Origin of the sequence: Nocardiopsis sp. NPDC050513 (assembly GCF_044457925.1) — a bacterium.
Taxonomy (GTDB): Bacteria; Actinomycetota; Actinomycetes; order Streptosporangiales; family Streptosporangiaceae; genus Nocardiopsis.
In genome coordinates this window covers 239588-265559 of the sequence record NZ_JBITHK010000006.1, presented here as the reverse complement: position 1 = coordinate 265559, position 25972 = coordinate 239588, and the positions used below count along the sequence as shown (strand labels likewise).

The following is a 25972-nucleotide window of genomic DNA, read 5'->3' as shown; positions in this document are numbered from 1 at the left end:
GACGGCCAGTATCCCTCTTTGTCATCCCGAGGAGGAATGGGTTTCGGATTCCCAACCCGGGATGGTTGGCCTCATGGATCCCAGGAACGGAATGAAGTGCAGGTCATGCCGTGGGCGGGGCTGGAAGTCCGTCCGACCGCGACGACTCGTCGTCGTTCGATCTGTGCCTGGTGAGACGCAGGCGACGCGTACAGCGGTCTGTCCCTTCTGCAAGGGGACGGGGAAGCGCTCCGTCACTGCGGAGCCCTCCACAGACAGCGGCCTCGCCTGCTGATCCATGACATGACAGACCCCCGCGACGCGGTGGAAGGCGTCCGGGGGCACGGCCAACCTGAGGAAAGCAGGCTGACGTGAGAGACCTTATCGCCCTGATCCGGGCGTTGGTGACACTGATTCGACCGAAGCGACACGGCAGGCACCACCGGACCGGCCCCCGGCCGTTCCCCCTGCCGCTGCCTTCGCGGGTGGCGTTGCTGCCCGCACCGGAACCCATCGTGATGGACGGTGACGACCCCCGCGCCTACCGTCTCGTGCGCGGCCCCTACACGGCCTTGGAGAACAAGCGTGCCGCGCAGCGGGCCGAACAGGATCGGCGGGGAATCGACACGCTGGTGCGGATCGCACAATCGACCTCCCCTGACGACGACCTGGCCGAGCTGCGTGACCTGGTGCGCACGGCCATAGCCGTAGGGGCGGTGGGACGGTGACCGGCGACGAACCCGATTCCGTGGTCGACAGGGAGACCCTGAAAGCATGGGCGCGTGCTCAGGGAGTGCGGGTGCGCGTGGCCTGTGAGGACTGGGAGTCCATCACCTACGAGGCACTGTCCCCCCAACCGGACGGAACCTCGCTGGTGCAGCGGATCCGATGCGTGCTGCCCGAGACGATCGCGCGACGGCGGTTGCGCATGACCTACGTGGTCGGACTCTGCCACGAGTACGGCGGGGCCGAGTGTGTCCATGTCCGGCGCATCGTGCCCCCGGTGCTGTCCTCGACGGACGAGGCGGCAAGCCGTGACGTGGCCCTGGTTGCCGCCGCCCTGGTGGAGGCCGAACGCCGGGCGGTGTGCGGGGCAACCGCGGACAACCTGCGGGTCTACACCGTCGAACGCGCTGATCGCTGGCGCCCCTTCTGAGAACCCCCGCGTGCCCTGACGTCTCTTCGAGACCACGGAGGCCAGGGCACGCGGGCCTCTTCCTCGCACGGTGACGTGCACACCTCCTCCGGTGTGCTTCCCACCGTGCACCCTGATCACGTCCGGGGCTCAAATGTGCCCCCGCCTGCTGACAGGGTGAAACCACGCAAGTAAGCTACTCGACCATACGAGTACTAGAGTCACCAGGTGGACATCATGTCGAGTCTGGAGTTCGCTCCGCCCAAGTACGTACAGATCGTGCGGGCGATCCAAGAGCGCATCGAAGACGGCACGTACCCGGTGGGGGAGATGCTTCCCTCCGAATCCCGGATGGTGCGCGAGTTCGGGGCCGGACGCTCCACAGTGGTGCGGGCCTTGCAGATTCTGAGCATGCAGGGATGGATCGAACGCGAACACGGCCGCGGGTCGTTCGTGCGCGGGGTGCCTCAGCAGAGTTCCGAGCGCTCCCATGCCGGGGCAAGCGCCTTCGACGCGTCTGAGGAGGCCGCGCGCAACCGCATCCTGAAGGCGGGGCGCGCTTCTGTGCCCGCTCGCGTCGCTGAGGCGGTCGGCGTACCCGAGGGCTCTCCGGCGATCACGCGGCAACGCCTGGTCCTGGACGAGGACGAACCGAGCGAACTGGTCACCCTGTGGTTCCCCCTGGACGTCGCCGAGGGGACCGACCTGGGCGAAGAGCAACCGATCAGCATCGGTGCGCGTGAACACGTGCAGATGGTCAAGCAGTTGCGGCCCTCCAAGGTTGTGGAACGTCTCTCGGCACGTCTGGCCTCGGACGCTGAACGCGGGGCGCTCGGGTTGGACGAGGGGACGCCCGTGCTGGGGATCACCGCTCGGATACTGGATGCCTCGGGTGACGTGATCGCTGTTGCTGAGGTGGTCCTCCCGGGTGACCTGCACGAACTGGAGGACTCCTACCCCGCCGTGTAGACGCGGGTGAACACCGGCCACTTATCTACTTGTCCGATCAAGTCTGGCCGGTTATCCTGACTTCAACTTGACCGAACAAGTGGTTGAGTGAACATCACGAGGAAGGCTGATCGATGGCCATTCAGGGTGCGCTGCCGGTGGAGTTCGGAACCGTGTTCCCGCACGGTGCCTTCGCTCTGGGGGTGGAGGCGATCACGGACTTCGAGACCAAGCGGCCCCAGTTGGACAAGGACTCGGGTCTGCCGCTGTGGGCGGTGGACGTGATCGACGCTGACCCCGAAGCACGGGGCAAGGCCAAGTCGGTGAAGGTCAAGGTCGCCGCCGAGGTGTGCCCGACGTTGCCGGACGAGGTTCCCGGGTTGCCGTTCCGCCCGGTGGAGTTCGAAGCGATGGCGGCCATGCCGTATGTGGACGACAACGGTCGTCGCCCTCGGGTGGCGTACTCGTTGCGGGCCCGTGGCGTGAAGGCTCCCGGTGGTGCTGCTGGTGGGCGTCGCGCCCCGGCAAAGGACGCCGCCTGAGGCTCACCACATGAAAGCGGGGCGGCCTGGTGCTGCAACACCGTGGCCGCCCCTGAATCCCTCCTGCGACTGCGAAATCTCAGAAGAGGTGTCTTCAGTATGTCCGATAACGGACCTGACCTGTCCACTCTGACCGGCGCTGAGCTGGTGCGGCTGTTCCTGGACGCGGTGGACTCGCCGCCCTCCACGGACGCCGAACGCGCCGAGTTCTTCGACTTCAAGGCTCGCGTGTTCGCCCTGCTGGCCGACCGCGGCAACCCGGACGCGGCCCGGTTCGCCGCTCGCGCCCGTGCCGACCGTGACCGGATCCTGGCCCGGATCGAGGCCGCGATGGGCGGTGAGGTCTGATGCCGTCCAAGGTGGGTTCCGCTCAGACCTTCCCGACTCTGCCGTCTCCGGCTCAGGGGGTGCGGTGGACGACCCCGATCGTGGAAACCCCCGGGATCGTCGTGCTCGCCTCGTGGGTGTGGCGGCTGGTGCGGTTCCTGGTCACGTCGCCGTTCCGGTTCCCCGTCATGGTCGGCTCACTGGTCTCCTCGGCTGTGGTGTGGTGGTGGTTCGGCTGGGCGGGTCTGGCCGTGCTGTGGTCAACCGCCACGGTCGCCGCGCTGGTGTGGTGGCGCGTGTGGCCGGACTCGTTCCGCGTCCGGGTGACGCTGCGGTTGTTGGCGTGGTGGCGGCACGTGGTGGTCTACCGCCGGCACTGGCAACCCGTCCTGGTCATCTCCGGGCTGGCCGAGTCCTACCAGGAACGCCGCTACCTGCCCCGTATCCGCCGTGTGGTGTGCACGTCCTGGGCTGACCGGGTCCGGGTGACCCTCGTGGCGGGGACGTCCCCGGCCGATTTCGAGACCCGCGTGGCCGAGCTGGCGCACGGGTTCGGTGCCCCGTCCTGTCGTGTGGTGGTGGAGGGGCCGCGCAAGATCACCTTGGAGTTCCCTCGCCACGACACGTTGGCCGAACCCCTGGACGCCTTCGACGTTGCGGACGAGGTGGACCTGTCCGCACTGCCGGTCGGCGTCACTGAGGACGGGTCGCAGTGGCGGCTACGCCTGCACGGGACTCACGTCCTGGTGGCGGGGGTGACCGGGTCCGGGAAGGGCTCGGTGATCTGGTCCGCCATCCGCGCCATGCTCCCCGCCGTCGCGGACGGCACCGCGCAGGTGTGGGCGATCGACCCCAAACGGATGGAGCTGTCCTACGGCCGCTCCCTGTTCGCCCGGTACGCCGACGACGGCGAATCCGCGGTGGCGGTCCTCGAACTGGCTGTGAGCCAGATGCAGGACCGGGCCCGACGGTACGCGGGCAAGCAGCGTTCCCACGTCCCCACGGTGGCGGATCCGTTCGTGCTGGTGGTGCTGGATGAGGTGGCGTTCCTGACCGCCTACCACCCCGACCGCGACGTTCGCCGTCGTGCCGAGAACGCGATTGCCACACTCACCTCTCAGGGGCGTTCGGTGGGGTTCGCGGTCTTGGCCGCGTTGCAGGATCCGCGTAAGGAGGTGATGAACCTGCGGAACCTGTTCCCGGACAAGGTCGCGCTGCGTCTGGACGAGGCGTCCCAGGTGGACATGATCCTCGGGGAGGGCGCCCGGGACCGTGGGGCGAACGCGCATCTAATCGACCCGAGTCTTCCCGGGGTGGGCTACGTCCGGATGGAGGGCTCCCCGGCTCCGGTGCGGGTGCGGGCGGCGTACGTGTCCGATGACGACATCACCGCCATGACCGACGCTTACGGATCTGGCTCCTGGGAGGCGGAGTGATGACCGTGTCTGCGTCGGTACCACTCAGTCCACAGGAAGACCAGCGCGAACCAAACCCCCGCCCCGGCGAGTGCTGCCAACAGACCGACGTGGATCGACAACAGCCCGAACAGCAGCATCCCTGGGAAGCTCACCCAGAACATGAGCCGCGTTGCATCCATGACGAAACCCTAGATCGATTGCGGGCGAGCCTACGGGGCGGACTCTTCCCCTGGGGGAGGGGTGGCTTGATGTTCACGCTGCGCAAGCCGCTGTTTCCGGTACTCCCAGAGGTTGACTACCAGCCCGGTCGCTGTGAAGAACAAGGCCATCCATGTACTCGGGGGAGCGCTCTGGTCGTTGCTCCAACGGATCGCGATGTGCGCCGTCGAGAGGATGACACCGAACAGGCACAGGAGTGCCTGCACCCAGACAGGCACCTCCCGCTTAAGCAGATCCTTCATCGGGTGGGGGTCCTGACTGCGGGGATTTGGGGGTGGGTTGATGCCGACTCCTACCGGTAAGTCGACCCGGGCCGAACGGCTCGCGCAACCCCTGGCCCGTGAGGTCGCCGAACAGGTGGCCGCCGACCACGGGGTGTGCATCCGCCCGGTCTCCCTTCGACGCACCGACATCGCCACCGGTGCCACCGAGATCATCGACGTGCCGTGCGGGTCCACCCTCGAATCCCGCTGCCCCGCCTGCGCCAAGCGGAAACGGTCCCTGCGCCGGACACAGTGTGAGGAGGGCTGGCACCTGGTTGAGGAACCCGTGGTGGAGCCTGACCCACCCTCCGAAACGCAACGGGGCTGGGTGGAACAGCGGGCCGTGGTCACCGCCGAACGGGACCGGCTCGCCGCGTCCGGGGACGCGTCGGCTGACGAGTTGGCTCGCCTGGATGCTGCGATTTCGGACCTGGATGAGGAGATCACCGCCTCCGGCCTCCGGGGCTCGGTGACCCGCTCGGGCTCCTCCTCGTCGTCGGGGTCGCGTCGGGTTCGCTCCACTAAGCGCCGTCAGGACGTCCCGGACCTTCCCAAGCGGCCCATGACCCGCAAGACGGTGGGGCGGGCCTACACTGACCCCAACACCGGGCGGGTGTTCCGTCCGTCGCTGTTCATCACCCTCACTCTCGACTCCTACGGGCGTGTCCGCTCGGACGGGACCCCGGTGGATCCGACGACGTACGACTACCGGCGGGCGGCTCGGGACGCCCTGCACTTCTCCAAGCTGGTCGATCGGTTCGTGCAGAACCTGCGACGGGTGGCCGGGTTCGATGTGCAGTACTTCGCGGCCGTGGAACCGCAACGGCGGTTGGCTCCGCACCTGCACATGGCCACCCGGGGCACGATCCCCCGGGCCGAACTCCGACAGATCGCCGCCGCCACCTACCACCAGGTGTGGTGGCCCCGGGCGGACCGCGTCGTCTTCGAGGGCGATCGTCTCCCCGTCTGGGATCAGTCGACTGGTGTCTATGTCGATCCGTCGACCGGGGAAGTCCTGCCCACCTGGGAACAGGCGTTGGACGCCCTGGACGAGGATCCCGACGCTGAGCCCCACCACGTGGTGCGGTTCGGCCGACAGGTGGACGCCAAAGGCGTGGTTGCTGGGTCGGCGGACGCGGACCGGTGTGTCCGGTACCTGGCCAAGTACCTCACGAAGGACATCGCCGAGTGCCACGAGGTCGACACCCTTGCCCAGGAACAGCACGTGGACCGGCTGTTGGACGCGCTTCGCTTCGAACCGTGCTCGCCCCGGTGCGCGAACTGGCTCCGCTACGGCATCCAACCCGACCAGCCCAAAGCGGGCCTTCGCCCCGGGTTCTGCCGGTCCAAGGCACACCGTCGTGAACACCTGGGCTACGCGGGCCGCCGTGTCCTGGTCTCTCGGAAGTGGTCGGGCAAGACCCTCGCCGACCACAAGGCCGACCGGCTGGCCTGGGTCCTGAACACGCTCGGGATCGATCGCATCGATCGTATCGATGACGACGACGGCCAGGAGGACGAGAACAACCCCCGACCACCCGCGCTGACCTCGGTCAACTCCGGACGGTTCGCGTGGGAACTCGCGCGTCCCACCGATCCGGACGTGGCTCCCCGCGAACGGCGACTACTCCGGGCAGTCGGCGAGTCCCTCAAACGCCGCGCCCAACTCGACGCCGCCCGCCAGAACGATCTTTCGGCAACGCACGAGACGAGGGCCGCATGACCCCCACGACAACCACTCAGACCGTCCCCCAACCCCGCCCCGCCCTGTGGTCGGTGAAGGACACCGCCGCCTACCTCGGTGTTCCAGCCAAGACGCTTTATGAGTGGCGGTACAAGGGCGACGGCCCGCCCTCTCACCGCGTCGGTCGGTACGTGCGCTACCTCCCGGACGAGGTCCACGCCTGGGTCCGATCCCGCTGACCCCTACCCCCTGGAAGGAACACCTCTGATGGCTCGCGCGTGGGTCTACGACCGCACCAAGGACAAGACGTACAACGAGGCCGTGAGGAAGGCCAAGGACGCCAAACGCACACCGCCCGCCCGGTGGATGGTCCGCTACTACGACCCCTCCGGCCGGATCAAGAGCGGCGGAACCTTCAAGAAGAAGCCGGACGCCGAGAACCGACAGACCGAGATCGAGAACAGCCTCCACGAGGGCTCCTACCGCAACCCGCACGACGGCAAGGTGTCGGTGGGGGAGATGGCTGAGAAGTGGCTGACTGCCCGCACGGACATCAAGCGCTCGACCTGGTGGAAGTACCGCGCGCTTCTCGACACCCACGTCCTGCCCCGCTGGGGAGACCTCCCGCTCTCGGCAGTGCACACCGAAGACGTCGCCGTCTGGGTGGCCCGACTCCAGAAGCCGCGGGACGAGGGCGGCGCCAACCTGGGATCCTCACAGACCCGGTTGGCACACGGGGTCCTGGCGATGGTCCTGGGCTGGTGCGTTCCCCGCCGCATCCCGACCAACCCGGCCCGGGGCGTTCCGCTGCCCAAACCCAGCGAGGCCGAACACGTCTACCTCGACCACGACCAGGTGGAACGGCTCGCGAACGCCGCCGCGTCCCTGCGCACCAAGTACGACCAGGTGGCCGCGTCCGCCCACAACAACCGGGCGTTGATCCTCCTGCTCGCCTACACGGGCCTGCGCTGGAACGAGGCCGCCGCCCTGCGGGTCGGCAGGGTGGATCTGTCCCGTCGGCGGATCCGCGTCGTGACCGCCTTCGCCGAAGTCGAAGGCACGCTCATCGAACAGCTTCCGAAGACGGGCAAGTTCCGCACGGTCCCGATCCTGCCGTTCCTGGCCGAGGAACTGCGGCCGTTCGTCGACGGCCGGTCGGATGACGCGCTGGTCTTCACCACCCGCCGCGGTGCCGCGCTGCGACTGCGCAACTGGCGCAACCGGGAGTTCGGCAAGGCGCTCACGGCGGCCAAGCTCGACGGCATCGGCCTGACCCCGCACAAGCTCCGGCACACCGCCGCGTCGCTCGCCATCGCGGCCGGTGCCGACGTCAAGGTCGTGCAAGCCATGCTGGGCCACGCCACCGCGACCATGACCCTGGACCGGTACGGGCACCTGTTCCCCGACCGCCTGGACGAGGTCGCCGAAGCGATGGACGCGGCCCGGTCGCGGGTGCTCGCCGCCTGAGGGGGCACCGACGCCATGTGCACTGAATGTGCATCGCGGCTCCGGACGCCGTCCTCCTCGGGGCACAAAAGAAACCGCCGGGCCTGTGTGGTGTCCAGGTCCGGCGGTATCTCCACTGTCTCAAGGTGGCGCACTCGGGAGGACTCGAACCCCCAACCTTCTGATCCGTAGTCAGATGCTCTATCCATTGAGCTACGAGTGCAGGTCTTCAGTTGTGTGTCGCCCGGATGGCCATGCCTCCCTGGCGACGTCTCCGACTCTACCACGGGGTTGGGAGGGCTTCGCGCCACTTTCCGGTGTGACCCGGGACATGGAGGCCCTTCCGGCAGCGGCCTCAGCCCTCGTGGTCGGGCTCGGCGGTCAGCAGCCTTCCCGCCGCCAGCGCCCGGTCGATCAGTTCGTCCCGGACCTGCCTGGCGGCGACCGCGCCCAGCGCCTCGTCCCGCAGCACGCCCGCGCTGCCGCTGTCGGACGACGCCCGAACGTTCAACTCGGCGATCCGCTCGTCGCGGGCCTCGGCGCGCTCGATCTGCTCCCACTCGGTGTGCGCTCGGAGCGCCTCCTCGACCGCCGCGCCGTACTCGAGGATCCGGTCCACCTGGGCGGCCAGCTCCCGGTAGGCGGCCTCCTGCTGCTGGCGCTGGCGCGCGAGCACGGCCCGCACGCGTTCCGACGCGGCGTCGGCCGACTCCGCCCGGGTCTCGGCCCGGAGCCGCTGGTACCGGTACAGCGTCGAGGCGATCCGCCACTCCTCCGCGCGCAGGATCCGCAGGGGCTGCGCGGTGTCGAAGGAGGCTCCCAGGCGCCCGCCCGCCTCGTCCACGGTGGAGACCGTCATCTGCACTCCGACGAGGAGGTCGGCGCCGCGTGCGTCGAAGTCCGCCGCGACGAGGTAGCGGCGCACGTGCGCCACGGCCAGGCGTTCGTGCCGGGTCCAACCGAAGGCCACCCACAGGGCCACCGCGGTGTAGACCGCCGTGGGGCTGTACCACACGAGGACGGAGAACAGCCACGGCCCCTCGGGGCCGGGCATCCAGGTGAGGATCGTCACGGGCAGCACCGACAGACTGAACCAGATCCATCCCCGACGGGCCCAGTTCCCGCAGAGCCGGGCGGGCAGCGACGTACGCGGGGTCACGCGGAGCGCGGCGATCCCGCCGACGGCCACCACGACCGCCTGGACGAGCAGTCCCACGAAGTACCAGCCCGTCGCCTCCGTGATGAGCCATACGTGCCCCAGCATCCAGGCGAGATTGAGCGCCGCGACGGCGAGGCCGCCCACGAGCAGCTTCCCCCGGTGTCCCGACCAGGGGCGGGCGGTGTCCGTCTCGCGGACCAGAGAGGACGGGTTCTCTCGCAGGCGGTCCATGACGCGCGGAGGCAGGTCGGGATCGAACACCGGTCGGACGCCGTTGCTCACCGTGCTGTGGATCTTCCCGCGCTGTCCCATGCGCACCGCCTCGCTCCCGGGGTGGGTGCCCCGCCGGCACCCACCCCTGAGACGGGCGGCCGCGCCTCCCGGTTGCACCTCAGCCCCGGGTCGCCTCCTCCACCGAGGCGGCCCACAGGGAGACCGCGGTGTCGACCTGCTCCCCGTTGACCACCAGGGGCGGGATCATCCGGACCACGTTCCCGGCCGGGCCGCAGGTCAGCAGGAGGAGCCCGTTCCGGGCCGCGGCCTGCTGGGCGCGCAGCGCGGTCGCGCCGTCGGGGGAGCCGTCGGGCGCGGTGAACTCGCTGGCCAGCATCAGGCCCCGTCCGCGCACGTCCCCGATCACCGGGTGGGCGCCCGCGACCTTCTCCAGGCCCTGCCGCAGCCGCTCGCCCATGCGCGCCGAGTTGTCCACCAGACCCTCGTCCTGGATCACGTCCAGGGTGGCGATCGCGGCGGCGCAGGACACCGCGTTGCCTCCGTAGGTCCCTCCCTGCGACCCCGGCCACGCCTTGGACATGACCGACTCCGGCGCCGCGATCGCCGACAGCGGGAAGCCGCTCGCCAGCCCTTTGGCCGTGATGACGATGTCCGGGCGCACGCCGGAGGGCTCGTGCCCCCAGAACGTCCCGGTCCGCCCGAACCCCGTCTGCACCTCGTCCAGGACGAGCAGGAAACCGTGCCGGTCCGCGCGCTCGCGCAGCCCCTGGAGGAAGGCGTCCGGTGCGGGGACGTAGCCGCCTTCGCCCAGGACCGGTTCGATGAACACCGCCGCGGTGTCCTGGGGCGAGGTCACCGTCGCGAACTGGTAGTCGAGCTCGCGCAGCGCGTGGGCGACGGCGTCGTCCTCGGACATCCCCAGCCGGTAGGCGTACGGGAACGGTGCGACGACCACCCCGGGCACGAGGGGGCCGATCCCCGCGCGGATCTTCACCCCCGACGTGGTCAACGAGGCCGCGCCCATGGTCCGCCCGTGGAAGGACCCCTGGAACACGATCGCGTTCTGCCGTCCCGTCGCCTGCCGTGCCAGGCGCAGCGCCGCCTCCACGGCCTCGCTGCCGGAGTTGACGTAGAACAGCCGGTCGACGCCCTGCGGGAGCACCTCTCCGAGCCGCTCGGTGAGTCGCAGCAGCGGCCGGTGCATCACGGTGGTGTACTGGCCGTGGACGAGGGTGGCCACCTGTTCCTGGGCCGCGGCCACCACCCTGGGGTGGCAGTGGCCGGTGCTGGTCACACCGATGCCCGCGGTGAAGTCGAGATAGCGGCGGTCGTCCTCGTCGAAGATGTAGGCGCCCTCACCCCATGCCGCGAGTACGGGGGTCGCCTGCTTGAGGATCGGGGAGAGCTCCGCCATGCGGTGGCCTCACTTCCGGTTGCTATTTCCGTAGGATTGTTGACAATCGACGATGCTATGGAAACATCCGTGTCGGGCGGTGTCCAGAGGGCTCACGCCGGGCAGTTCTGACCACGGGTGCTCGGCCCGGGTCGGCGCGTGACTGGAGAGTGGGAGAACATGTCGGATCAGGAAGCACGGGTCGTCGCACAGGTGGACAAGCGGCTCTTCCTCGGCGGGCAGTGGCGCGACGCCGCGTCCGGGGCCACCTTCCCGGTGGAGGACCCCTCGACCCGGGAGACGTTGTGCGAGGTGGCCGACGCGGGCAAGGAGGACGCCCTCGCCGCCCTCGACATCGCCCACCGGACCCAGCGCGAGTGGGCCGCGGTGGCCCCCAGGACGCGCGGTGAGATCCTGCGCGGGGGCTACGAGCTGCTCATGGAGCGCCAGGAGGACTTGGCCGTCCTCATGACCCTGGAGATGGGCAAGCCGCTGCCCGAGGCGCGGGGCGAGATCGCCTACGCCGCCGAGTTCCTGCGCTGGTTCTCGGAGGAGGCCGTGCGCATCGAGGGCGGCTTCTCGACCTCGCCGGACGGCAAGTCCCGTTTCCTCATCATGCGCCAGCCCGTCGGCCCCTCGATGCTCATCACCCCCTGGAACTTCCCCATGGCGATGGGCACCCGCAAGATCGGCCCCGCGATCGCGGCCGGGTGCACCATGATTCTCAAGCCCGCCCACCAGACCCCGCTGTGCGCCCTCGCCCTGGCGGGCATCCTGGCCGAGGCCGGACTCCCGGAGGGCGTCCTCAGCGTCATCCCCACCACGTCGCCCGGGGCCGTCACCGAGCCCCTGCTCAGCGACGGCCGCATCCGCAAGCTCTCCTTCACCGGCTCGACGGCGGTCGGGCGCAAGCTGCTCGAACAGAGCGCCGGGCAGGTCCTGCGCACCTCCATGGAGCTGGGCGGCAACGCGCCCTTCCTGGTCTTCGACGACGCCGACCTCGAAGCCGCCGTGGACGGCGCGATGCTCGCCAAGATGCGCAACATCGGGGAGGCCTGCACGGCGGCCAACCGCATCTACGCCCAGTCCGGCGTGGCCGCCGAGTTCGCGGCGCGGCTCAGTGAGCGCATGGGCGCGCTGCGGCTGGGGCGCGGCGTGGACGAAGGCGTCCAGGTCGGTCCGCTGATCGACGACAAGGCGCGCCAGAAGGTCCAGAGCCTCGTGGACGACGCGGTCGGCAGGGGCGCGCGCGTGCTGGTCGGCGGCGGACCCGGCGAGGGGCCCGGGCACTTCTACCAGCCGACCGTGCTCGCCGACGTGCCCATGGACAGCGAGCTCTCGTACACCGAGATCTTCGGGCCCGTCGCTCCCGTGCTCACCTTCGAGACCGAGCAGGAGGCGCTGGCGGCCGCCAACGACACCGAGTTCGGCCTGGTCAGCTACCTGTACACCCGCGACCTCAACCGCGCGCTGCGGGTCAGCGAGGGGCTGGAGACGGGGATGGTCGGGCTCAACCAGGGCATCGTCTCCAACCCCGCCGCGCCCTTCGGCGGGGTCAAGCACTCCGGCCTGGGCCGCGAGGGCGGGCGCGTGGGTATCGAGGAGTTCCTGGACACCAAGTACGTGGGCATCGGCGGGCTCTGACCCGACGTCCGCGACGAACGCCTTCGGCGCGGAGCCCCCGTCGTCACCCCTCGGGCTCCGCGTTGATCCGTTCGACCGCGTCGACCATGTGCGACTCGATCAGGTCGAGCAGCCGCTCCTCGGCCCCGTCGACGATGGCGTCGAGGATGCGGCGGTGCTCGTCGAGCAGCTCCTCGGGCTCGGGGTAGACGTCCTGCATGACCGTCAGGCACATGCGGGTCTCCACCAGCAGCGTCTGCGCCATGCGCTCCAGCCGGCTGTTGCCCGAGCAGCTCACGAGCGTCTGGTGGAAGGCCTGGTCCGCGTCGCTCATCGCGGTCCGGTCCCGGCTCCGCGCCGCCTCGGCCAGCCGGTCGAGCGCGGGGGTGAGGCGGGCCAGGGCCTCGCCGCGGTTCCCCCGCATGATCAGCTCGCACGCGGTGCGCTCCACGGCGAGCCTGGCCACGTAGACGTCCCGGACGTCGTCCGGGGTGAGCTCGCGCACGAACAGGCCCCTGTGCCGTTCGCTGCGCAGCAGCCCCTCCTGGACGAGCCTCTGCATGGCCTCCCGGAGCGGACCGCGGCTCACCCCCAGCTGCCCCGCGAGCTCGGCCTCGCCGAGCTGGTCCCCCGGCGCCAGGGAGCCGTACATGATCGCGGACCGCAGCTGGTCGGCGATCAGTTCGGCGGTGGATCGCCGGGGCACGGGTCTCAGTTGACCTGGGGCGGGCATGGGCCGCACTCCTCTCGTCGGGGACGGGGATCCGGTGTGTCGTCAGAGGCTAACGGGCGGCCAGCGCGCTGGTGACCGCGGTGGCTCCGGAACGGAACAGGGTGCCCGGGCCCGACCGGGCCGCCGTCTCGCCGGCCAGCCGCATGCCCTCCCAGATGCTCACCTGGTTGGCGGTGAGCACGGTCTTGCCGATGAGGGCCTCTATCGGTTCGATGAGGTCGGCGCTGTGCAGCGCGGTGTCCGGGACCAGGATCGCCTCGGCGCGCGGGTGGTCGTTGGAGATGACGAAGTCCAGGACCTCGTCCGGGTCGAGGAGGCCGACCTCGGCGGCCGTGACGATGCCGTGGCTGGCCAGGGAGAGCACCGAGACACCGGCCTCGCCGAGGAAGTCCACGAAGTGCCGCGCGACGTCGTCCGGGTAGGTGGCGGCGATCGCGACCCGGGTGACGCGCAGCTGCCGCAGGGCGTGCACGAACGCGAAGGAGGTGCTCGACGCGGGCACCCCGGCGACGTTGCGCACCCCCTGGACCTGTTTGCGGGCGCCCTCCCAGCCGAACACGAAACTGCCGCTGGTGCACGCCCAGACGGCGGCGTCCACCCCCATCCCCGCCAGCTCGCGCGCGCCCGTCGCCAGGACGTCCTCACCCCCGACGTCGAGCAGGGCGTCCACCCGGTGGGCGTCCTCGCGCATGAGCGTGTGGACGACGGAGAGTTCCACGTCGCCGCCGAGCATGGCGGCGAAGGCGGTGTAGTCGTCCTCGGCGCTGTAACCGGGGTAGAGGAATCCGACTCGGGTCATGGCGCTCCTTCGGATGGGTGTGGCCGGCGGTCACACGGCACTGGGTGCCGTGACGTCGAGCAGACTCTGTCCCCGGGCGACGGCCTGTCGGTTGGCCTCCCTCATCACCGCCCACATGGTCACCTGGTTGGCGGCGATCACCGGCTTGCCCAGCTCGCGCTCCAGCGGCGCGATGATGTCGTAGGTGAGGACGTTGGTGCAGCTGATGAAGACGCCCTGGGCGTCCGGGCGGTCGACCGCGTGCACCGCCTGGGACACCTCGGCGTAGGTGACCCGCCAGATGTGGCTGAGCAGGCCGAGCCCCACGCTGGAGGTCACCTCGACGCCGTGTTCGCCCAGGAAGGCGAGGAGGCGGTCGGTCACGCTGTCCACGTACGGGGTGACGACCGCGATCCGGCGGAGGTCGAGTGCGCCGAGCGCCTGGACGAGGGCGCCCGACGTGGTGACGGCCGCCGGAGCTCCGGCGGCCGTCATGGTCCGGTGCAGGCGGCGCTCGCCCTCGGCGCCGTGCACGAAGCTTCCGGAGGCGCACGCGTAGCCGATGGCGAGCGGTTCGGGAGCCAGGAGCGCGCGGACCGCGGGGTCGACGTTCTGCTCCATGCTCAGGGCCGCCGCCTGGTCCACCGTGACGGGGACGTGCACGTACGGCAACCGCGTGACGTGCAGTGAGACGTCGTCCGGCGTCCACCGCCAGAGCTCTCTGTCGAGGGCGAAGTCGTAGGGCGCGATGACGCCGACCCCCGACTGCCACGGCGTCTGCTGGGCCGCGGCCAGTTCGACGACCTCGTGTTCGGCGCCGGTGCCCTCGGCGGGCATGTGGCTTCCATCGGTCCGCATCGGTCACTCACCTCCCGGAAAACGTGTGGATTCGAATGGATGTGGGCGGGACGGGGCCGGACGGTCGGCGGACCGCGGCCCGGTCAACGTTCGAGACGCTCGTACAGGAGGCGTTCGCCGACGCTGCCGGAGCGCCAGACGTCGTTGCACGCCTCGGCCATGGCCGGCAGGTTCTCCACGACCGTGGCGAAGACGTTTCCCGGGACCCAGCCGACGTCGCCGTTGAGCAGCAGGTTGTTGCGTCCGTAGAAGAGCGCGAGGTCGATGACGCCGGGCAGGTGGTCGATCCCCTTGTCCTCCTTGAAGGAGCGGTCGAGCATCCCTCCGTCGAAGGAGAAGTAGACGACGTCCCCGGGGATCGGTGTGACGGTGGGGTTCTCCAGGCCGGGTTCGGTCCCGGCGAACCGCGGCACCATGGTGTAGACCTCGTTGCGCGCGTACTTGGCGTGCTGGACGGCGTCTCCCTGGGGGAGCGCGTTCCAGACCGCGTCGCAGGTGCGCGGCGCGTCCTTCTCCAGGAGTTCGGCCACGCAGGACACTCCGCGCTTGGCCAGTGTGATGGTCATGTACCTGGGCAATGGTTGTCCCTTCGACGGCGGCGCGTGAGCGTGGCTCGGGACGCTGACCAACAGAGGTGTTGATTGTCGACAATCTTATGGTTTACAGGTCTCGCGCGGCAATAGGTGCGCGCGGGCGGGGTATTCCGACCTCCCTGGAGTGGTCGAGAAGGCCCGCTTCGCCGGAGAACGACCGGTTTGTGGATTGTTGACAATCCTATGTCGGCTCCCTAGCGTTTCTCGTGCAGGGCGGATCATCCACCACCCCAGACGACACCGCAGACCCTCGTCGCCCAACGGAGTGCACGCCCGTGAACAGTCCCAGCACGTCGAACCGGCCCCGGCTCCTCGTCCTCCGCGGGGAGGACCTCCCGCCCGGACACGATCGGATCGACGACCACCCCGGCCTGGGGGAGGTCGTCTACGCCACCGCCGACGCGTTGCCCGCCCGTCTGCCCGGCGCCGATGTGCTCCTGGTGTGGGACCTGTTCTCCGAGGCCCTCGTCTCCGCGTGGCCCAAGGCCGACGCGCTGAGGTGGGTCCACGCCGCCACGACCGGAGTGGACAACCTCGTGTTCCCCGGCATCGTCGACAGCGACGTCGTGCTCACCAACTCGCGCGGGATCTTCGAGCAGCCCATCGCGGAGTACGTCGTCGGCCAGGTGATCGCGTTCGCCAAGGACTTCCACCACAGCTGGGACCTCCAGCGCGAGCGCCGCTGGCGGCACCGCGAGACCGAGCGGGTGGCGGGGCGGCGCGCCCTGGTCGTGGGCACCGGACCGATCGGCCGCGCCATCGGCCGGGGGCTCGCCGCGATGGGCATGGACGTGCACGCCTCCGGAAGCCGTGCGCGCTCCGGCGACCCCGACTTCGCCTCCGTGGTCGAGTCCAGCCTCGCCGGGCGCGGCGCCGACGGCGGCCCCACCCTGGCCTCCGCGCTGCCCGAGGCCGACTACGTGGTCGTCGCGGCGCCGCTCACCGACACCACCCGAGGCCTGGTGGACCGCCGCTTCCTCAGCCTCATGAAGCCCACCGCGCGCTTGCTCAACGTCGCGCGCGGCCCCATCGTCGTCCAGCCCGACCTCGTGGCCGCCCTCCGGGAGGGCCGGATCGCCGGAGCCGCGCTGGACGTCTTCGAGGACGAACCGCTGGCGGCCGACTCCCCGCTGTGGGAGCTGCCCGGCTCAGTGGTCTCGCCGCACATGTCCGGTGACGTCGTCGGCTGGCGGGAGGACCTGGTCGACCTGTTCCTGGACAACCTCGCCCGCTATCTCGACGGGCGCGACCTGCTCAACGTCGTCGACAAGAGTCGTGGCTACGTGCCCGGCTGACCCCTGACCACGGTGTGACCTGGGAGGCTGAAGTGACGATCCGTGCCGATCGGACCGAGATCGGAGGGAACGGTGCGGCTGTCGGTGCGAGCCGACCGTCCCCGGAGGCGCAGCGCGCCCGAGGCGACGCGCCCACCAGTCCGGCCGATCTGTCCGCCGAACAACTCCTCGCGGCCTACGCGTCGGGAGAACTGTCCCCGGTGGAGGCGGTGGACGCCGTCCTGGCGCGCATCGAGCAGGACAATCCCGCGCTGAACGCGTTCTGCCTGGTCCGCCCGGAAGAGGCCCGCGAGGCGGCCGAGGCGTCCGCGGAGCGGTGGCGGCGGGGTGAGCCCGACGGCGTCCTGGACGGGGTCCCGACCTCGATCAAGGACGTCCACCTCACCCGGGGCTGGCCCACCCTCCGGGGCTCGGTCACCACCGCCCAGGGCGGCCCGTGGGACGAGGACTCCCCGGTGACCGCCCGCCTGCGCGAACAGGGCGCGGTGCTCGTCGGCAAGACGACCACGCCCGAACTCGCGTGGAAGGGGGTCACCGACTCCCCGCTCACCGGCGTCACCCGCAACCCGTGGGACCTGGCCACCACCCCGGGCGGCTCCAGCGGCGGGGCCGCGGCGGCGGTGGCGGCGGGGATGGGACCGCTGGCCACCGGCACGGACGGCGGCGGATCCATCCGCATCCCGGCCAGCTTCACCGGGGTCTGCGGGATCAAGCCGACCTGGGGCCTGGTGCCGCACTACCCGGCCAGCCCCTTCGGCTCCCTCGCGCACACCGGCCCGCTGACCCGCACGGTCGGCGACATGGCGCTGATGCTGGAGTGCGTCACCGGACCCGATCCCCGCGACTGGGCCGCGCTGGCGCCCCCGGCGCCCGGGCTGGCCGACGTCCGGCGCCGCACCGACGCCGAGGGGCTCGTGCGCGGACTGCGCATCGCCTACAGCCCCACTCTGGGCGGGCTCGACGTCGACCCCGAGGTGTCCCGGATCGTCGCCGGCGCGGCGAAGGTGTTCGAGGGCCTGGGCGCCGTGGTGGAGGAGTCCGACCCCGGGCTGCCGCCGTCCATGCACGAGTTCCAGGTCCTCTGGTACTCCGGCGCGGCCAAGGCCACCGAGGCGCTCACCGACCGGGAGCGCGACCTGCTCGACCCCGGGCTCCGGGAGATCGTCCAGGAGGGGCTGACCTACTCCGCGCAGGACTACCTGACCGCGATGGCGCTGCGGATGGCCATGGGCGCCCGCATGGGACGGTTCCACACCGACCACGACCTCCTGCTCACGCCGGCCACCCCGATGGTCGCCTTCGAGGCGGGCCTGGAGTCCCCGCCGGAGCTGGCGGGGCGGCGCTGGACGTCGTGGGCGGGGTTCAGCTACCCCTTCAACATGACCCAGCAGCCCGCGGCGAGCGTCCCGTGCGGCTTCTCCGAGTCCGGACTGCCGGTCGGCCTCCAGATCGTCGGCCCCCGGCACGCCGACGCCCGCGTCCTGGCGGCCTGCCGGGCGTTCGAACTGGCCCAACCCTGGGCGGACCGGAGGCCGTAGCCGAATCCTCACCATACGTCACCAGGCAGTTCTCTCCCCGGGCCGCGTGAATCGTCCCATTCCGGGACTTTCGCCCGGGGAGATTCATGCCATAGGACCCGTGCGTCGACACCGGCAGGCGCTACGGTCTAGGGCGGAGTGGTGTCTGACCCGCGAGACGCAGGATGGGGATGGGCGGATGACGGGCGGCGGAACCGAGGGCGCTCGGGAGCGGATCAGGGTCTTCCTCGTGGACGACCACGAGGTGGTCCGCCGCGGCGTGGCGGCGCTCCTGGAGACCGAGGACGACATGACCGTGGTCGGCGAGGCGGGGACCGCGGAGCAGGCGCTCTCCCGGATCCCGGTGGTGCTGCCGGACGTCGCCGTCCTGGACGTGCGGCTGCCCGGGGGGTCGGGCGTGCAGGTGTGCAGGGAGATACGGTCCGACCACCCGGAGATCGCCTGTCTCATGCTCACCTCGTTCGCCGACGAGGACGCGCTCTACGACGCGGTCATGGCGGGCGCCGCGGGCTACGTGCTCAAGCAGATCCACGGCGCGGACCTCGTCGGGGCCGTGCGCACGGTCGCCTCGGGCGGGTCGCTGCTGGACTCGGGCAGCACGGGCGCGATGCTCGAACGCCTGCGCGGATCCCAGACCGAACCCGACCCCCTGGCCGAGCTGACCCCGCAGGAGCGCCAGATCCTCGACCTCATCGGCGAGGGCCTGACCAACCGGCAGATCGGGGAGCGCCTCTACCTCGCGGAGAAGACCGTCAAGAACTACGTCTCCGCGCTGCTGTCCAAGCTCGACCTCAAGCGCCGTACCCAGGCGGCCGTCCTCGTCGCCGAGCTCCGGGGAAGGCGCTACTAGGGCGTGTTCCGCGGACGCGTACCCTGCTGCGCGACGCCCCAGCACAACTCTCGCTGCGTTCTCATCAGTCGACAGGACCCCACCCTGACTCCTTCTTCGGCCTTGCGACAGCCGCACTGGAGACGCCGCTCGCGACGGGCAGCATCCACGGAACACGCCCTAGTCTTGTCGGGGAGTGCTCCGTCCTTCGGTCCGCGGGTGCATCGGCCCCGACCCGCACAGTGCGCACGTGTCCTTGTGCCGTACGCGTCGTCGTCGGGCGATGGGGCGCCGGTCAGCGAAACAGGAACCAGCGGACGCCGCGAGGCGTACCGGGCCCACGGCCGAGAGGCTGTGGGGACCGTCGGGGCCCACCCCGGGGAGGACGTCGACAGATGCCCGTGGGAACCGTCGACCAGTGGGTCGTGAACGCCGCCGATCCCGCCGCCCTCGCCCGGTTCTGGGCCTTCGTGCTCGGGGGTGAGCCGGTGGCGCGCGGCGACGGCTGGGCGTTCGTCGAGGGGACCGGGGGCCGTCCGAGGATCTCGTTCCAGCCGGACCCCCGACCCAGGACCGGGCCTGGCCGCATCCACCTCGACGTCCGCGTCCACGACCTCCCCGCCGCCACCGAGGCCGTCGTCGGGCGGGGCGCCAGCCGGGTGGGCGGCGTGGTCACCGACGACGAGGGATCGTTCCAGGTGCTGCGCGACCCCGAGGGACACGAGTTCTGCCTGGTGGTCCCCCTGGCCCGGTGACCGGGGCGGCGTTCCCGCCGGGGCGGGGGAGGCGCTCCCGCCCCGGTCAGTAGTCGTCCAGGGACCTGTCCGTATCGGGTACGGGCACCTTCCACGTGAGCACGGTGCCCGCGGACGCGCCCCGGGCCGCCGTGAACCCGCCGCCCAGCGCCTGCGCGCGTTCGTCCAGGTTGCGCAGGCCGCTGCGGCGGCCCCGCGCGGGCAGCCCGACGCCGTTGTCGGTCACCGTCAGGGTCAGTGTGGTGGGCCGTCCGGTGGTCGCCGACTCCTCCACGACCACGGACACGTGCACCTCGCTGGCACGCGCGTGCCGGGCCACGTTGCTCAGCCCCTCGCCGAGGACCGCGAGCAGCTGTTCGCCGACCTCGTCGGGCACGGACGCGTCGATCGGGCCGTCCAGACTCACCCCCGGGTGGCAGCCCAGGGTGTGCGCCGAGTTCTCCGCCAGCCGCAGGATGCGGCCGCGCAGCGAGGTGTCCTCGCGGCTCGGCGGGTTCTGCAGCGCGAAGATGGTCGAGCGGATCTCACGGATGGTGGAGTCGAGGTCGTCGATCGTGCGCTGGACCCGCTCCCCGGCCTCCGACGAGTCGATCAGCCGCAGCGTGCTCATCAGGGTCATCGCGGACGCGAACAACCGCTGGATCACCACGTCGTGCAGGTCCTTGGCGATGCGGTCCCGCTCCTCCAGGACGACCAGGCGTTCGTTGTCGCCCCGTGCCTCGGCCAGTTCCAGGGCCACCCCGGCCTGCACCGAGAAGCCGTGGAGCATGCGCCGTATGGTCGGGCCGAACGGCGACCGGTCGTCGAGCTTGCCGAGCAGGAGGACACCGCGCGTGTTGCCCGGGGTCCCCAGCGGCACCACCAGCCCCGGCCCGTAACCGTGGTGGGCGAGCATCGGGCAGTCCGACCGGGTCAGGTCCGGGATGCTCGCCGGTTCGCCGCTCTCGTACACCTCGCCGCACGCGCTGCCCTCGATCTCGACCGGGGTCCCCAGCACTTCCTGGGCGACGGCGCCGTCCGCGATCTCGGCGAACAGGTGTCCCCGGGCCCGGGGGTCGGGGAGCAGGACCACCGCGACGTCGGCGTCGCCGATCTCCCTCGCCTGAGCAGCCATGCGGGCGAGGACGTCTCCGGAGTCGGCCCCCGACAGCAGTCGCGTGGTGATCTCGGTCGAGGCGGCCAGCCACCGCTCGCGCAGCCGCGTCTCCTCGTACAGGCGCGCGTTCTCGATCGCCACGCCCGCGGCGGTCGCGAGCGCCTTGACGACCGTCTCGTCCTCCTCGTCGAACGCGCCGCCGCCTGCCTTCTCCGTCAGGAACAGGTTGCCGAACACCTCGTCGCGCACCTGGACGGGGACGCCGAGGAAGCTGGACATCATCGGGTGGCCGTCGGGGAAGCCCGCGAAGTCGGGGTGGTCGCGCAGGTCGGTCATGCGCAGCGGTGCTCCGTCGGTCAGGGGTGTGGCCAGCACGCCCCGGCCGTGGGGGGACCGGGAGATCCGCTCGGCCTGGTCCCGGGTCATGCCCACCGCGACGAACTCCGTGAACGTGCCGTCCTCGTCGATGACGCCCAGACCGGCGTACCGGGCGCCGACCAGTTCCGCCGCGGCCTCGGTGAGGCGGCGGAGCACCGCGGCCAGGTCCAGGTCGCCCCCGATGGCCAGCACCGCCCGCAGGAGGGACCGTATCCGGCCCTGGGGCGACAGGCCCGGGTCGAGGCGCGTGCGCACCTCCGTGAGCAGGTCGTCCAGGTGGGCGGGGGACGGCGGAGGGCTCTGGGGGATCTCTGTCATGTGGTGGTCAACCTCCGCAGAGCCAGGTCGGGGGACTCTGTAGGCAATTGCGCGCTTTCTTCGGGTGCAATGGTCGAATTGTCGTTGGTTTTACCCCGGTGCGCCACAGCTGTGCGGGGCTGACGCGGGCTCCGGTGCGTGGGAATTCCTGGGGAATCCGGGTGTCGGCCGCGCAATTCATGCTAACGTCGCGATCAGCGGTTGGCAGGAGGGTCTCGTCAGGCCCCGCACCGCACGGCCCGGAGCGCGCTGACCTCCGGTGTCGTACCCCTTGGAACCGACCACCCCACACGCGTCGGACGATCTCCTCGGCGGAAGGAACCCCCGGTGTCTGGAATCCACGGCTTCGCGAGCGCCACCGGCGCCCGTGTCGTCATGGCCTCCGCACCGGTCCGGCGGGCGCTGCTGTTGGCCGCCCTCGTCGCCGGGATCCTGGTCACCGTCTGGTTGGCGTCGGCCTCCCCCGTCCACGCGGCCCAGGTGACCGAGCGCCCCTCCGGGGAGGACCTGCTCGGGCAGGTGGAGCAGACCCGCGGTCCCGGCGCCGCTGCCCAGAACCGGACCGCCGTGGCGGGCGCACCGGAGCACGGGCAGGCCGACCACGGCGTCGCGCGGGACCGCGGCGGTGAGAGCGGTGGCGGCGACGCCCCGGCCGTCTCCCCTGTCGCGACCGCCCTGGACCGGCAGCCCCTGAACGGTACCGTGGCCGGTGTGGGCGAACGGACCTCGCACGCGGTCCGGGCAGCCTCCGACACCGTCGCCACGCCCGTCGCCGAGGGCGCTGACGTGGCCGATCGGGTCCGCGAGACGATCCGCCACGGGGAACCCGAGCACGTTCACGGTCCCGCCGCCGAGGCGGAGCGGGACGACTCCGACGAGCCGACCGGCGCGGACGAGGAGGCTCCTGAGGCGGACGTCGCCGTCCTGCCCGAGTCCGTCGCCCACGCCCACCGGCACCCGGTGGACGGCGGCGACGCCCACGCGTCCGACACCGCGGACGATGTCCGGGACGACGCCGACGGGAAGGGCGAGCGGCACCGCGCCGTCGTCGACTCCACCCGGTCGGCCGTCACCTCGTCGTCCTCGTCCTCCGCGCCCGGTGGCGCGGTCGGCGGCACCGGCGTCGCGGGCTTCCTGCCCGCCACGACGGCCCCCGCCCCCTCTCCCGGTCTGCTCCAGGCCGCCTGGCACGTCCTGCGCTCGGCACCCGCCGACGCCGCCGACGAGCCGACCTTCTCGCCCGACTAGCGCGGCGCTCTCCCTCCGGTCGCTGAGCGACCCTTCCCTTCCTGGCATCTCCCGCCCAGACCCGGGACACCCGTCGGCCACCGCCGCGGGGCACCGTCCGGACGTCTCTGGGGGTTGACGTGAGCCGCGCACCTCGACGGCGAGGTTCACGTCAGTCAGTGGTCAGCCAGACCAAGGACTGCCGACCGGCCGAGCACCGCCGCTCCCTCCAGGCGCGACAGGCTCCCCGGACCGCATGATCGCAGCACGCGGAACGCGTCCCCCCGGCCAGGGGGCCGGACCGTGGGGCAGCGGGGCCCGACACCCGTTCCGCCGCCCCGACACACAGAGCCGTACTCCTACGTAGTTCCGGAAGGAATCCCATGTTCAAGACCGCGCGCACCACCGCCAGGACCGCGCTGATGGCCGCCAGCACCGCGGGTTTCGTCGCCCTCGGGGCGGGGATCGCGGGGGCCGACACCCTCGGCGGTGTCACCGACGGCCTCCCCCTGGGCGACCTGGGCAGCCAGGTTCCCGCGCAGTTGACCGAGGGTGTCACCTCTCCCTTCGGGGACCTCGTCAAGGTCGAGCCGGGCACGGTCTCGGCGACCCCCGAGATCGACCACCAGTCGAACCCCGTCGACGGTGTCGTCGGCGAGGGCGCTCCCGTCCACGCCCCGGTCGGCGACGAGGACAACGCCGCGAACGTCGGTCCGCTGGACCTGGGGAGCGTGCAGAGCGCCATGCCCCTGGCGCACGCGGTCGACCACCAGGCCGTGGCCGCGGGTGACCCGGTCAGCGATCTGCTGGGCGGTCTGCTGGGCGGGTCCGCGGGCGACCCGGTCAGCGATCTGCTGGGCGGTGTGAACGGCGGGGGCGGCACCCTGCCGCTGGCGCACCCCGTCGCCGCGCCCGAGGCGCCCGGCTCGGTGGAGGACGTCCCGGCCGTGGTCGGCGACGCGCAGGCGGCCGTCGGCGGGGTTCCCGGGACGGTCGAGGACGTGCCCGCCTCCGTCGGTGAGGCGCCCGCCGAGGTCGGCGACGTCCTGCCGATGGCCGCCGCGGACACCCCCGTCTCGCTGGACCCGGGGGAGAACTCCGACCTGACCGGCGGCGCCACCACCCTGCTTCCGGCGGCCGGGCTGCCCGAGCCCACCGGGGTCCTGCCCATGGCGGCCCCCGACGCCTCCGCCCTGACCGGCCTGGTGCCCATGGACGCGGTCGGCGGCGACCTGGTCGCCGTCGAGGGGATGCCCACCGTGGGTGAGCCCCAGGTCGACCCCGGCCAGGTGACCGACCTGGTCGGCGGCGGCCTGGTCTGACCCCCGAGAACGTGCGCCCGCCGGTCGTGGCGGGCGCACAGGGCCTCGGGCGGTGAGCGGAACCCGTCCGCCGATGACGGCGCCGGTAAGAACTGTGGGGGTTCCCGGCGCGGACCGGCGGAGACCGCGTGTTCCCGCCGCCCGAGGCCAGCGCGGCCCCGGACGATCCAGTCCGGGGCCGCGTCGTCGTCCGTGTCCGGGGGCCTCTGGGAGGGGTCCCCGGACGGCGGAGACGGAGGGCCTGTCAGGACGTCCTCGGGACGTCCCGACAGGACGGTCACGTCCCCGGGCGCCTCGGCGCCTCCGCACGACTCTCGGGACGTCTCAGCGCTTCTGGGCACGTCCTCGGAGGGTCCCCGGTCCTCCTCGGCCACTGCCGGGGGGCGTCTGCGGGGTCAGCTCGCCTGGCCGGTGCCGAAGCCCAGGCCGTCCACGCACGGGTCGGCGGTCGCGTCACGGCCGCCGAAGGGCGCGGTGGACGGTGCGCCCTCCTCGATGGCACCCGCGCCGGAGACGCCGGACTCCGGGTCCGCGGAGGGGGCGGCGGACTCGACGGGTTCGCGGGGGGCTCCGGCCTCGTCGGCGGCCAGGTGGGCGGGCAGCGACCGGTCCTCGCGCACGGCGGTGAACAGTTCGGCGGCACGGACCTCGTCCCACAGGATCCGGTTGGGGTCGTAGGGCGCCTGGTACCAGGGCACGGTGTGGAACTCGATGTCGGACAGTTCGACGTCGGCGAGCGTGACCGCGATGGAGAGCATGCGGTCGAGGGTGAGGTCCTGGTCGGTGGCGCTGTTGTCGGCCACCGCGCTCAGGAGACCGTTGAGGCGGGAGGGGCTGGTGAGGACATCACGCCGACTCACCTGCTCGGCGAGCGCGCCGAGGAACATCTGCTGGCGGTCGATGCGGCCGATGTCGCCGCCGTTGCCGATCTCGTACCGCGCCCGCACGAAGGACAGCGCGTCGTCGCCGTCGAGGACCTGCTGCCCCGCCTCCAGGTCCAGCCCGGAGCGCTCGTCGCGCATCGGCTCGGGGATGCACATCTCGACGCCGCCGATGGCGTCCACCACGTCGCGGAAGCTCATGAAGCTCAGGTGCACGAAGTGGTCGACACGGATGTCGGTCAGCGACTCGACGGTGCGGACGACGCACGGCGGGCCGCCGTGGAACATCGCGGCGTTGATCATGCCGAAGTAGCCGCTGGTGCCCTCGGTCTGTCCGTAGGGGGCGCAGTCGGGGAGCATGACGAGCGAGTCGCGCGGAAAGCTGATCACGGAGACGTGGTCGTTGTCGGGGGAGACGTGCGCGAGCATCAGCGCGTCGGAGCGCTCCCCCTCGAACTCCCGCCCGTAGGCGGTGGTGCCCTCCTCGTACCCGTCCGTGCCCATGAAGAGGATGTTGACCGCGTCGTTGAGCCGGTCCGGGCGGTCCTCCTCGTCGAGCACCGCGCCCAGGTCGTGCTGGACCATCCCGGAGCGCAGGAAACTGTAGTACCCGTAGGCGGTCCCCACCCCCGCGACCAGCAGTACGGCGACGCCCGCCGCGGTCCACAGGAGGACGCGGCGCCATCGGCGGCGCACGGGCGGCGGGGCGGTCGGGGCCTCCGGACCGGCATCGGCGGAGGAAGTGTCGTCGCGCATCGGGCAACCTCGGTGAGTTCGGCCGACGGCAGGCCATGGCCGCCGGCTCGCGGTGGGGCGCACGTCCGTGTCCTGGGGGAGGCGGAGGGGACGCGGAGAGCGGGCGCGGGTCGCCGTGGAGTCCGGGAGGGGCCTGGGGGAGGGGCTGACGGTCCCGGGGCGGCGGTCGGACCGGGAAACGGTCCCGGTGTGTCCGCGCGTGCCAGTGATCCTAGGCGAAGACGCCGTCGGTCGCGCGTTCCGGT

The 25972-nt window shown here is 71.3% G+C and carries 24 protein-coding genes and 1 tRNA gene; 16 read left to right on the top strand and 9 right to left on the bottom strand.

Annotated features, from left to right (window positions below):
* Positions 1-350 precede the first annotated feature (350 nt).
* The 9 genes from ACIBFB_RS13440 (at position 351) to ACIBFB_RS13400 (ending at position 7982) form a co-directional block, all read left to right on the top strand.
* Positions 351-707, top strand: a complete 357-nt coding sequence (locus tag ACIBFB_RS13440; protein ID WP_397229689.1) for a hypothetical protein — start codon at positions 351-353, stop codon at positions 705-707.
* A gap of 71 nt (positions 708-778) precedes the next feature.
* Entirely contained in the window at positions 779-1135 is a 357-nt protein-coding gene (locus tag ACIBFB_RS13435) for a hypothetical protein (RefSeq protein WP_397229687.1), read from the top strand.
* A gap of 207 nt (positions 1136-1342) precedes the next feature.
* Positions 1343-2083, top strand: coding sequence for a GntR family transcriptional regulator (locus tag ACIBFB_RS13430; RefSeq protein WP_397229685.1), 741 nt, complete (start codon positions 1343-1345; stop codon positions 2081-2083).
* Positions 2084-2196: 113 nt separating this feature from the next.
* Complete coding sequence (locus ACIBFB_RS13425) at positions 2197-2604, top strand: plasmid replication, integration and excision activator (protein WP_397229683.1); 408 nt, start codon at positions 2197-2199, stop codon at positions 2602-2604.
* A gap of 99 nt (positions 2605-2703) precedes the next feature.
* Positions 2704-2952: a hypothetical protein gene (locus tag ACIBFB_RS13420; protein ID WP_397229681.1), complete on the top strand. Its 249-nt coding sequence runs from the start codon at positions 2704-2706 to the stop codon at positions 2950-2952.
* Entirely contained in the window at positions 2952-4367 is a 1416-nt protein-coding gene (locus tag ACIBFB_RS13415; RefSeq protein WP_397229679.1) for an FtsK/SpoIIIE domain-containing protein, read from the top strand. Before ACIBFB_RS13420 ends, ACIBFB_RS13415 begins: the two co-directional genes overlap by 1 nt.
* 483 nt (positions 4368-4850) lie before the next feature.
* A complete protein-coding gene (locus ACIBFB_RS13410; protein WP_397229677.1) occupies positions 4851-6554 on the top strand; it encodes a replication initiator in 1704 nt (567 codons plus the stop codon).
* The gene (locus ACIBFB_RS13405; protein WP_397229675.1) at positions 6551-6754 is read left to right on the top strand and encodes a helix-turn-helix transcriptional regulator; all 204 of its coding nucleotides are present in this window, start codon (positions 6551-6553) and stop codon (positions 6752-6754) included. Before ACIBFB_RS13410 ends, ACIBFB_RS13405 begins: the two co-directional genes overlap by 4 nt.
* 28 nt (positions 6755-6782) lie before the next feature.
* On the top strand, positions 6783-7982 hold the full coding sequence (locus ACIBFB_RS13400) for a tyrosine-type recombinase/integrase (protein ID WP_397229673.1): 1200 nt from the start codon (positions 6783-6785) through the stop codon (positions 7980-7982).
* Positions 7983-8108: 126 nt separating this feature from the next.
* Here ACIBFB_RS13400 and ACIBFB_RS13395 read toward each other — a convergent pair.
* From ACIBFB_RS13395 to ACIBFB_RS13385, 3 genes are all read right to left on the bottom strand, one after another.
* Positions 8109-8184, bottom strand: a tRNA-Arg gene (locus tag ACIBFB_RS13395).
* Between the two features lie 132 nt (positions 8185-8316).
* Positions 8317-9432, bottom strand: a complete 1116-nt coding sequence (locus ACIBFB_RS13390; RefSeq protein ID WP_397229671.1) for a hypothetical protein — start codon at positions 9430-9432, stop codon at positions 8317-8319.
* Positions 9433-9511: 79 nt separating this feature from the next.
* The gene (locus ACIBFB_RS13385) at positions 9512-10768 is read right to left on the bottom strand and encodes an aspartate aminotransferase family protein (RefSeq protein ID WP_397229669.1); all 1257 of its coding nucleotides are present in this window, start codon (positions 10766-10768) and stop codon (positions 9512-9514) included.
* A 159-nt stretch (positions 10769-10927) separates the two neighbouring features.
* Between ACIBFB_RS13385 and ACIBFB_RS13380 the strand changes: the two genes are divergently transcribed.
* Positions 10928-12391, top strand: coding sequence for an NAD-dependent succinate-semialdehyde dehydrogenase (locus tag ACIBFB_RS13380; protein ID WP_397229667.1), 1464 nt, complete (start codon positions 10928-10930; stop codon positions 12389-12391).
* A gap of 43 nt (positions 12392-12434) precedes the next feature.
* On the opposite strand, the gene ACIBFB_RS13375 is transcribed toward ACIBFB_RS13380, so the two are convergent.
* From ACIBFB_RS13375 to ACIBFB_RS13360, 4 genes are all read right to left on the bottom strand, one after another.
* Positions 12435-13103, bottom strand: coding sequence for a GntR family transcriptional regulator (locus tag ACIBFB_RS13375; RefSeq protein WP_397229665.1), 669 nt, complete (start codon positions 13101-13103; stop codon positions 12435-12437).
* A gap of 49 nt (positions 13104-13152) precedes the next feature.
* Positions 13153-13902, bottom strand: a complete 750-nt coding sequence (locus tag ACIBFB_RS13370; protein ID WP_397229663.1) for a maleate cis-trans isomerase — start codon at positions 13900-13902, stop codon at positions 13153-13155.
* Positions 13903-13932: 30 nt separating this feature from the next.
* Positions 13933-14739 carry an Asp/Glu racemase gene (locus ACIBFB_RS13365; protein WP_397229661.1) on the bottom strand — a complete coding sequence of 269 codons (807 nt, stop codon included), beginning with the start codon at positions 14737-14739 and terminating at the stop codon, positions 13933-13935.
* A gap of 83 nt (positions 14740-14822) precedes the next feature.
* Positions 14823-15305, bottom strand: coding sequence for a DUF3830 family protein (locus ACIBFB_RS13360; RefSeq protein WP_397229659.1), 483 nt, complete (start codon positions 15303-15305; stop codon positions 14823-14825).
* A 302-nt stretch (positions 15306-15607) separates the two neighbouring features.
* On the opposite strand from ACIBFB_RS13360, the gene ACIBFB_RS13355 reads away from it, so the two are divergent.
* From ACIBFB_RS13355 to ACIBFB_RS13340, 4 genes are all read left to right on the top strand, one after another.
* Complete coding sequence (locus ACIBFB_RS13355; RefSeq protein ID WP_397229657.1) at positions 15608-16627, top strand: D-2-hydroxyacid dehydrogenase; 1020 nt, start codon at positions 15608-15610, stop codon at positions 16625-16627.
* 32 nt (positions 16628-16659) lie between these two features.
* The gene (locus ACIBFB_RS13350) at positions 16660-18165 is read left to right on the top strand and encodes an amidase (RefSeq protein WP_397229655.1); all 1506 of its coding nucleotides are present in this window, start codon (positions 16660-16662) and stop codon (positions 18163-18165) included.
* Positions 18166-18343: 178 nt separating this feature from the next.
* Positions 18344-19015 carry a response regulator gene (locus ACIBFB_RS13345; RefSeq protein WP_397229653.1) on the top strand — a complete coding sequence of 224 codons (672 nt, stop codon included), beginning with the start codon at positions 18344-18346 and terminating at the stop codon, positions 19013-19015.
* A 374-nt stretch (positions 19016-19389) separates the two neighbouring features.
* Complete coding sequence (locus tag ACIBFB_RS13340) at positions 19390-19749, top strand: VOC family protein (RefSeq protein WP_397229651.1); 360 nt, start codon at positions 19390-19392, stop codon at positions 19747-19749.
* A 46-nt stretch (positions 19750-19795) separates the two neighbouring features.
* Here the strand turns inward: ACIBFB_RS13340 and ACIBFB_RS13335 are convergent, their stop codons facing one another.
* Positions 19796-21541 carry a GAF domain-containing protein gene (locus ACIBFB_RS13335; RefSeq protein WP_397229649.1) on the bottom strand — a complete coding sequence of 582 codons (1746 nt, stop codon included), beginning with the start codon at positions 21539-21541 and terminating at the stop codon, positions 19796-19798.
* 327 nt (positions 21542-21868) lie between these two features.
* On the opposite strand from ACIBFB_RS13335, the gene ACIBFB_RS13330 reads away from it, so the two are divergent.
* Both ACIBFB_RS13330 and ACIBFB_RS13325 read left to right on the top strand, forming a co-directional pair.
* Entirely contained in the window at positions 21869-22789 is a 921-nt protein-coding gene (locus tag ACIBFB_RS13330) for a hypothetical protein (RefSeq protein ID WP_397229648.1), read from the top strand.
* A 362-nt stretch (positions 22790-23151) separates the two neighbouring features.
* A complete protein-coding gene (locus ACIBFB_RS13325; protein WP_397229646.1) occupies positions 23152-24090 on the top strand; it encodes a hypothetical protein in 939 nt (312 codons plus the stop codon).
* A 395-nt stretch (positions 24091-24485) separates the two neighbouring features.
* On the opposite strand, the gene ACIBFB_RS13320 is transcribed toward ACIBFB_RS13325, so the two are convergent.
* Positions 24486-25727 carry an LCP family protein gene (locus ACIBFB_RS13320; protein WP_397229644.1) on the bottom strand — a complete coding sequence of 414 codons (1242 nt, stop codon included), beginning with the start codon at positions 25725-25727 and terminating at the stop codon, positions 24486-24488.
* Positions 25728-25972 lie beyond the last annotated feature (245 nt).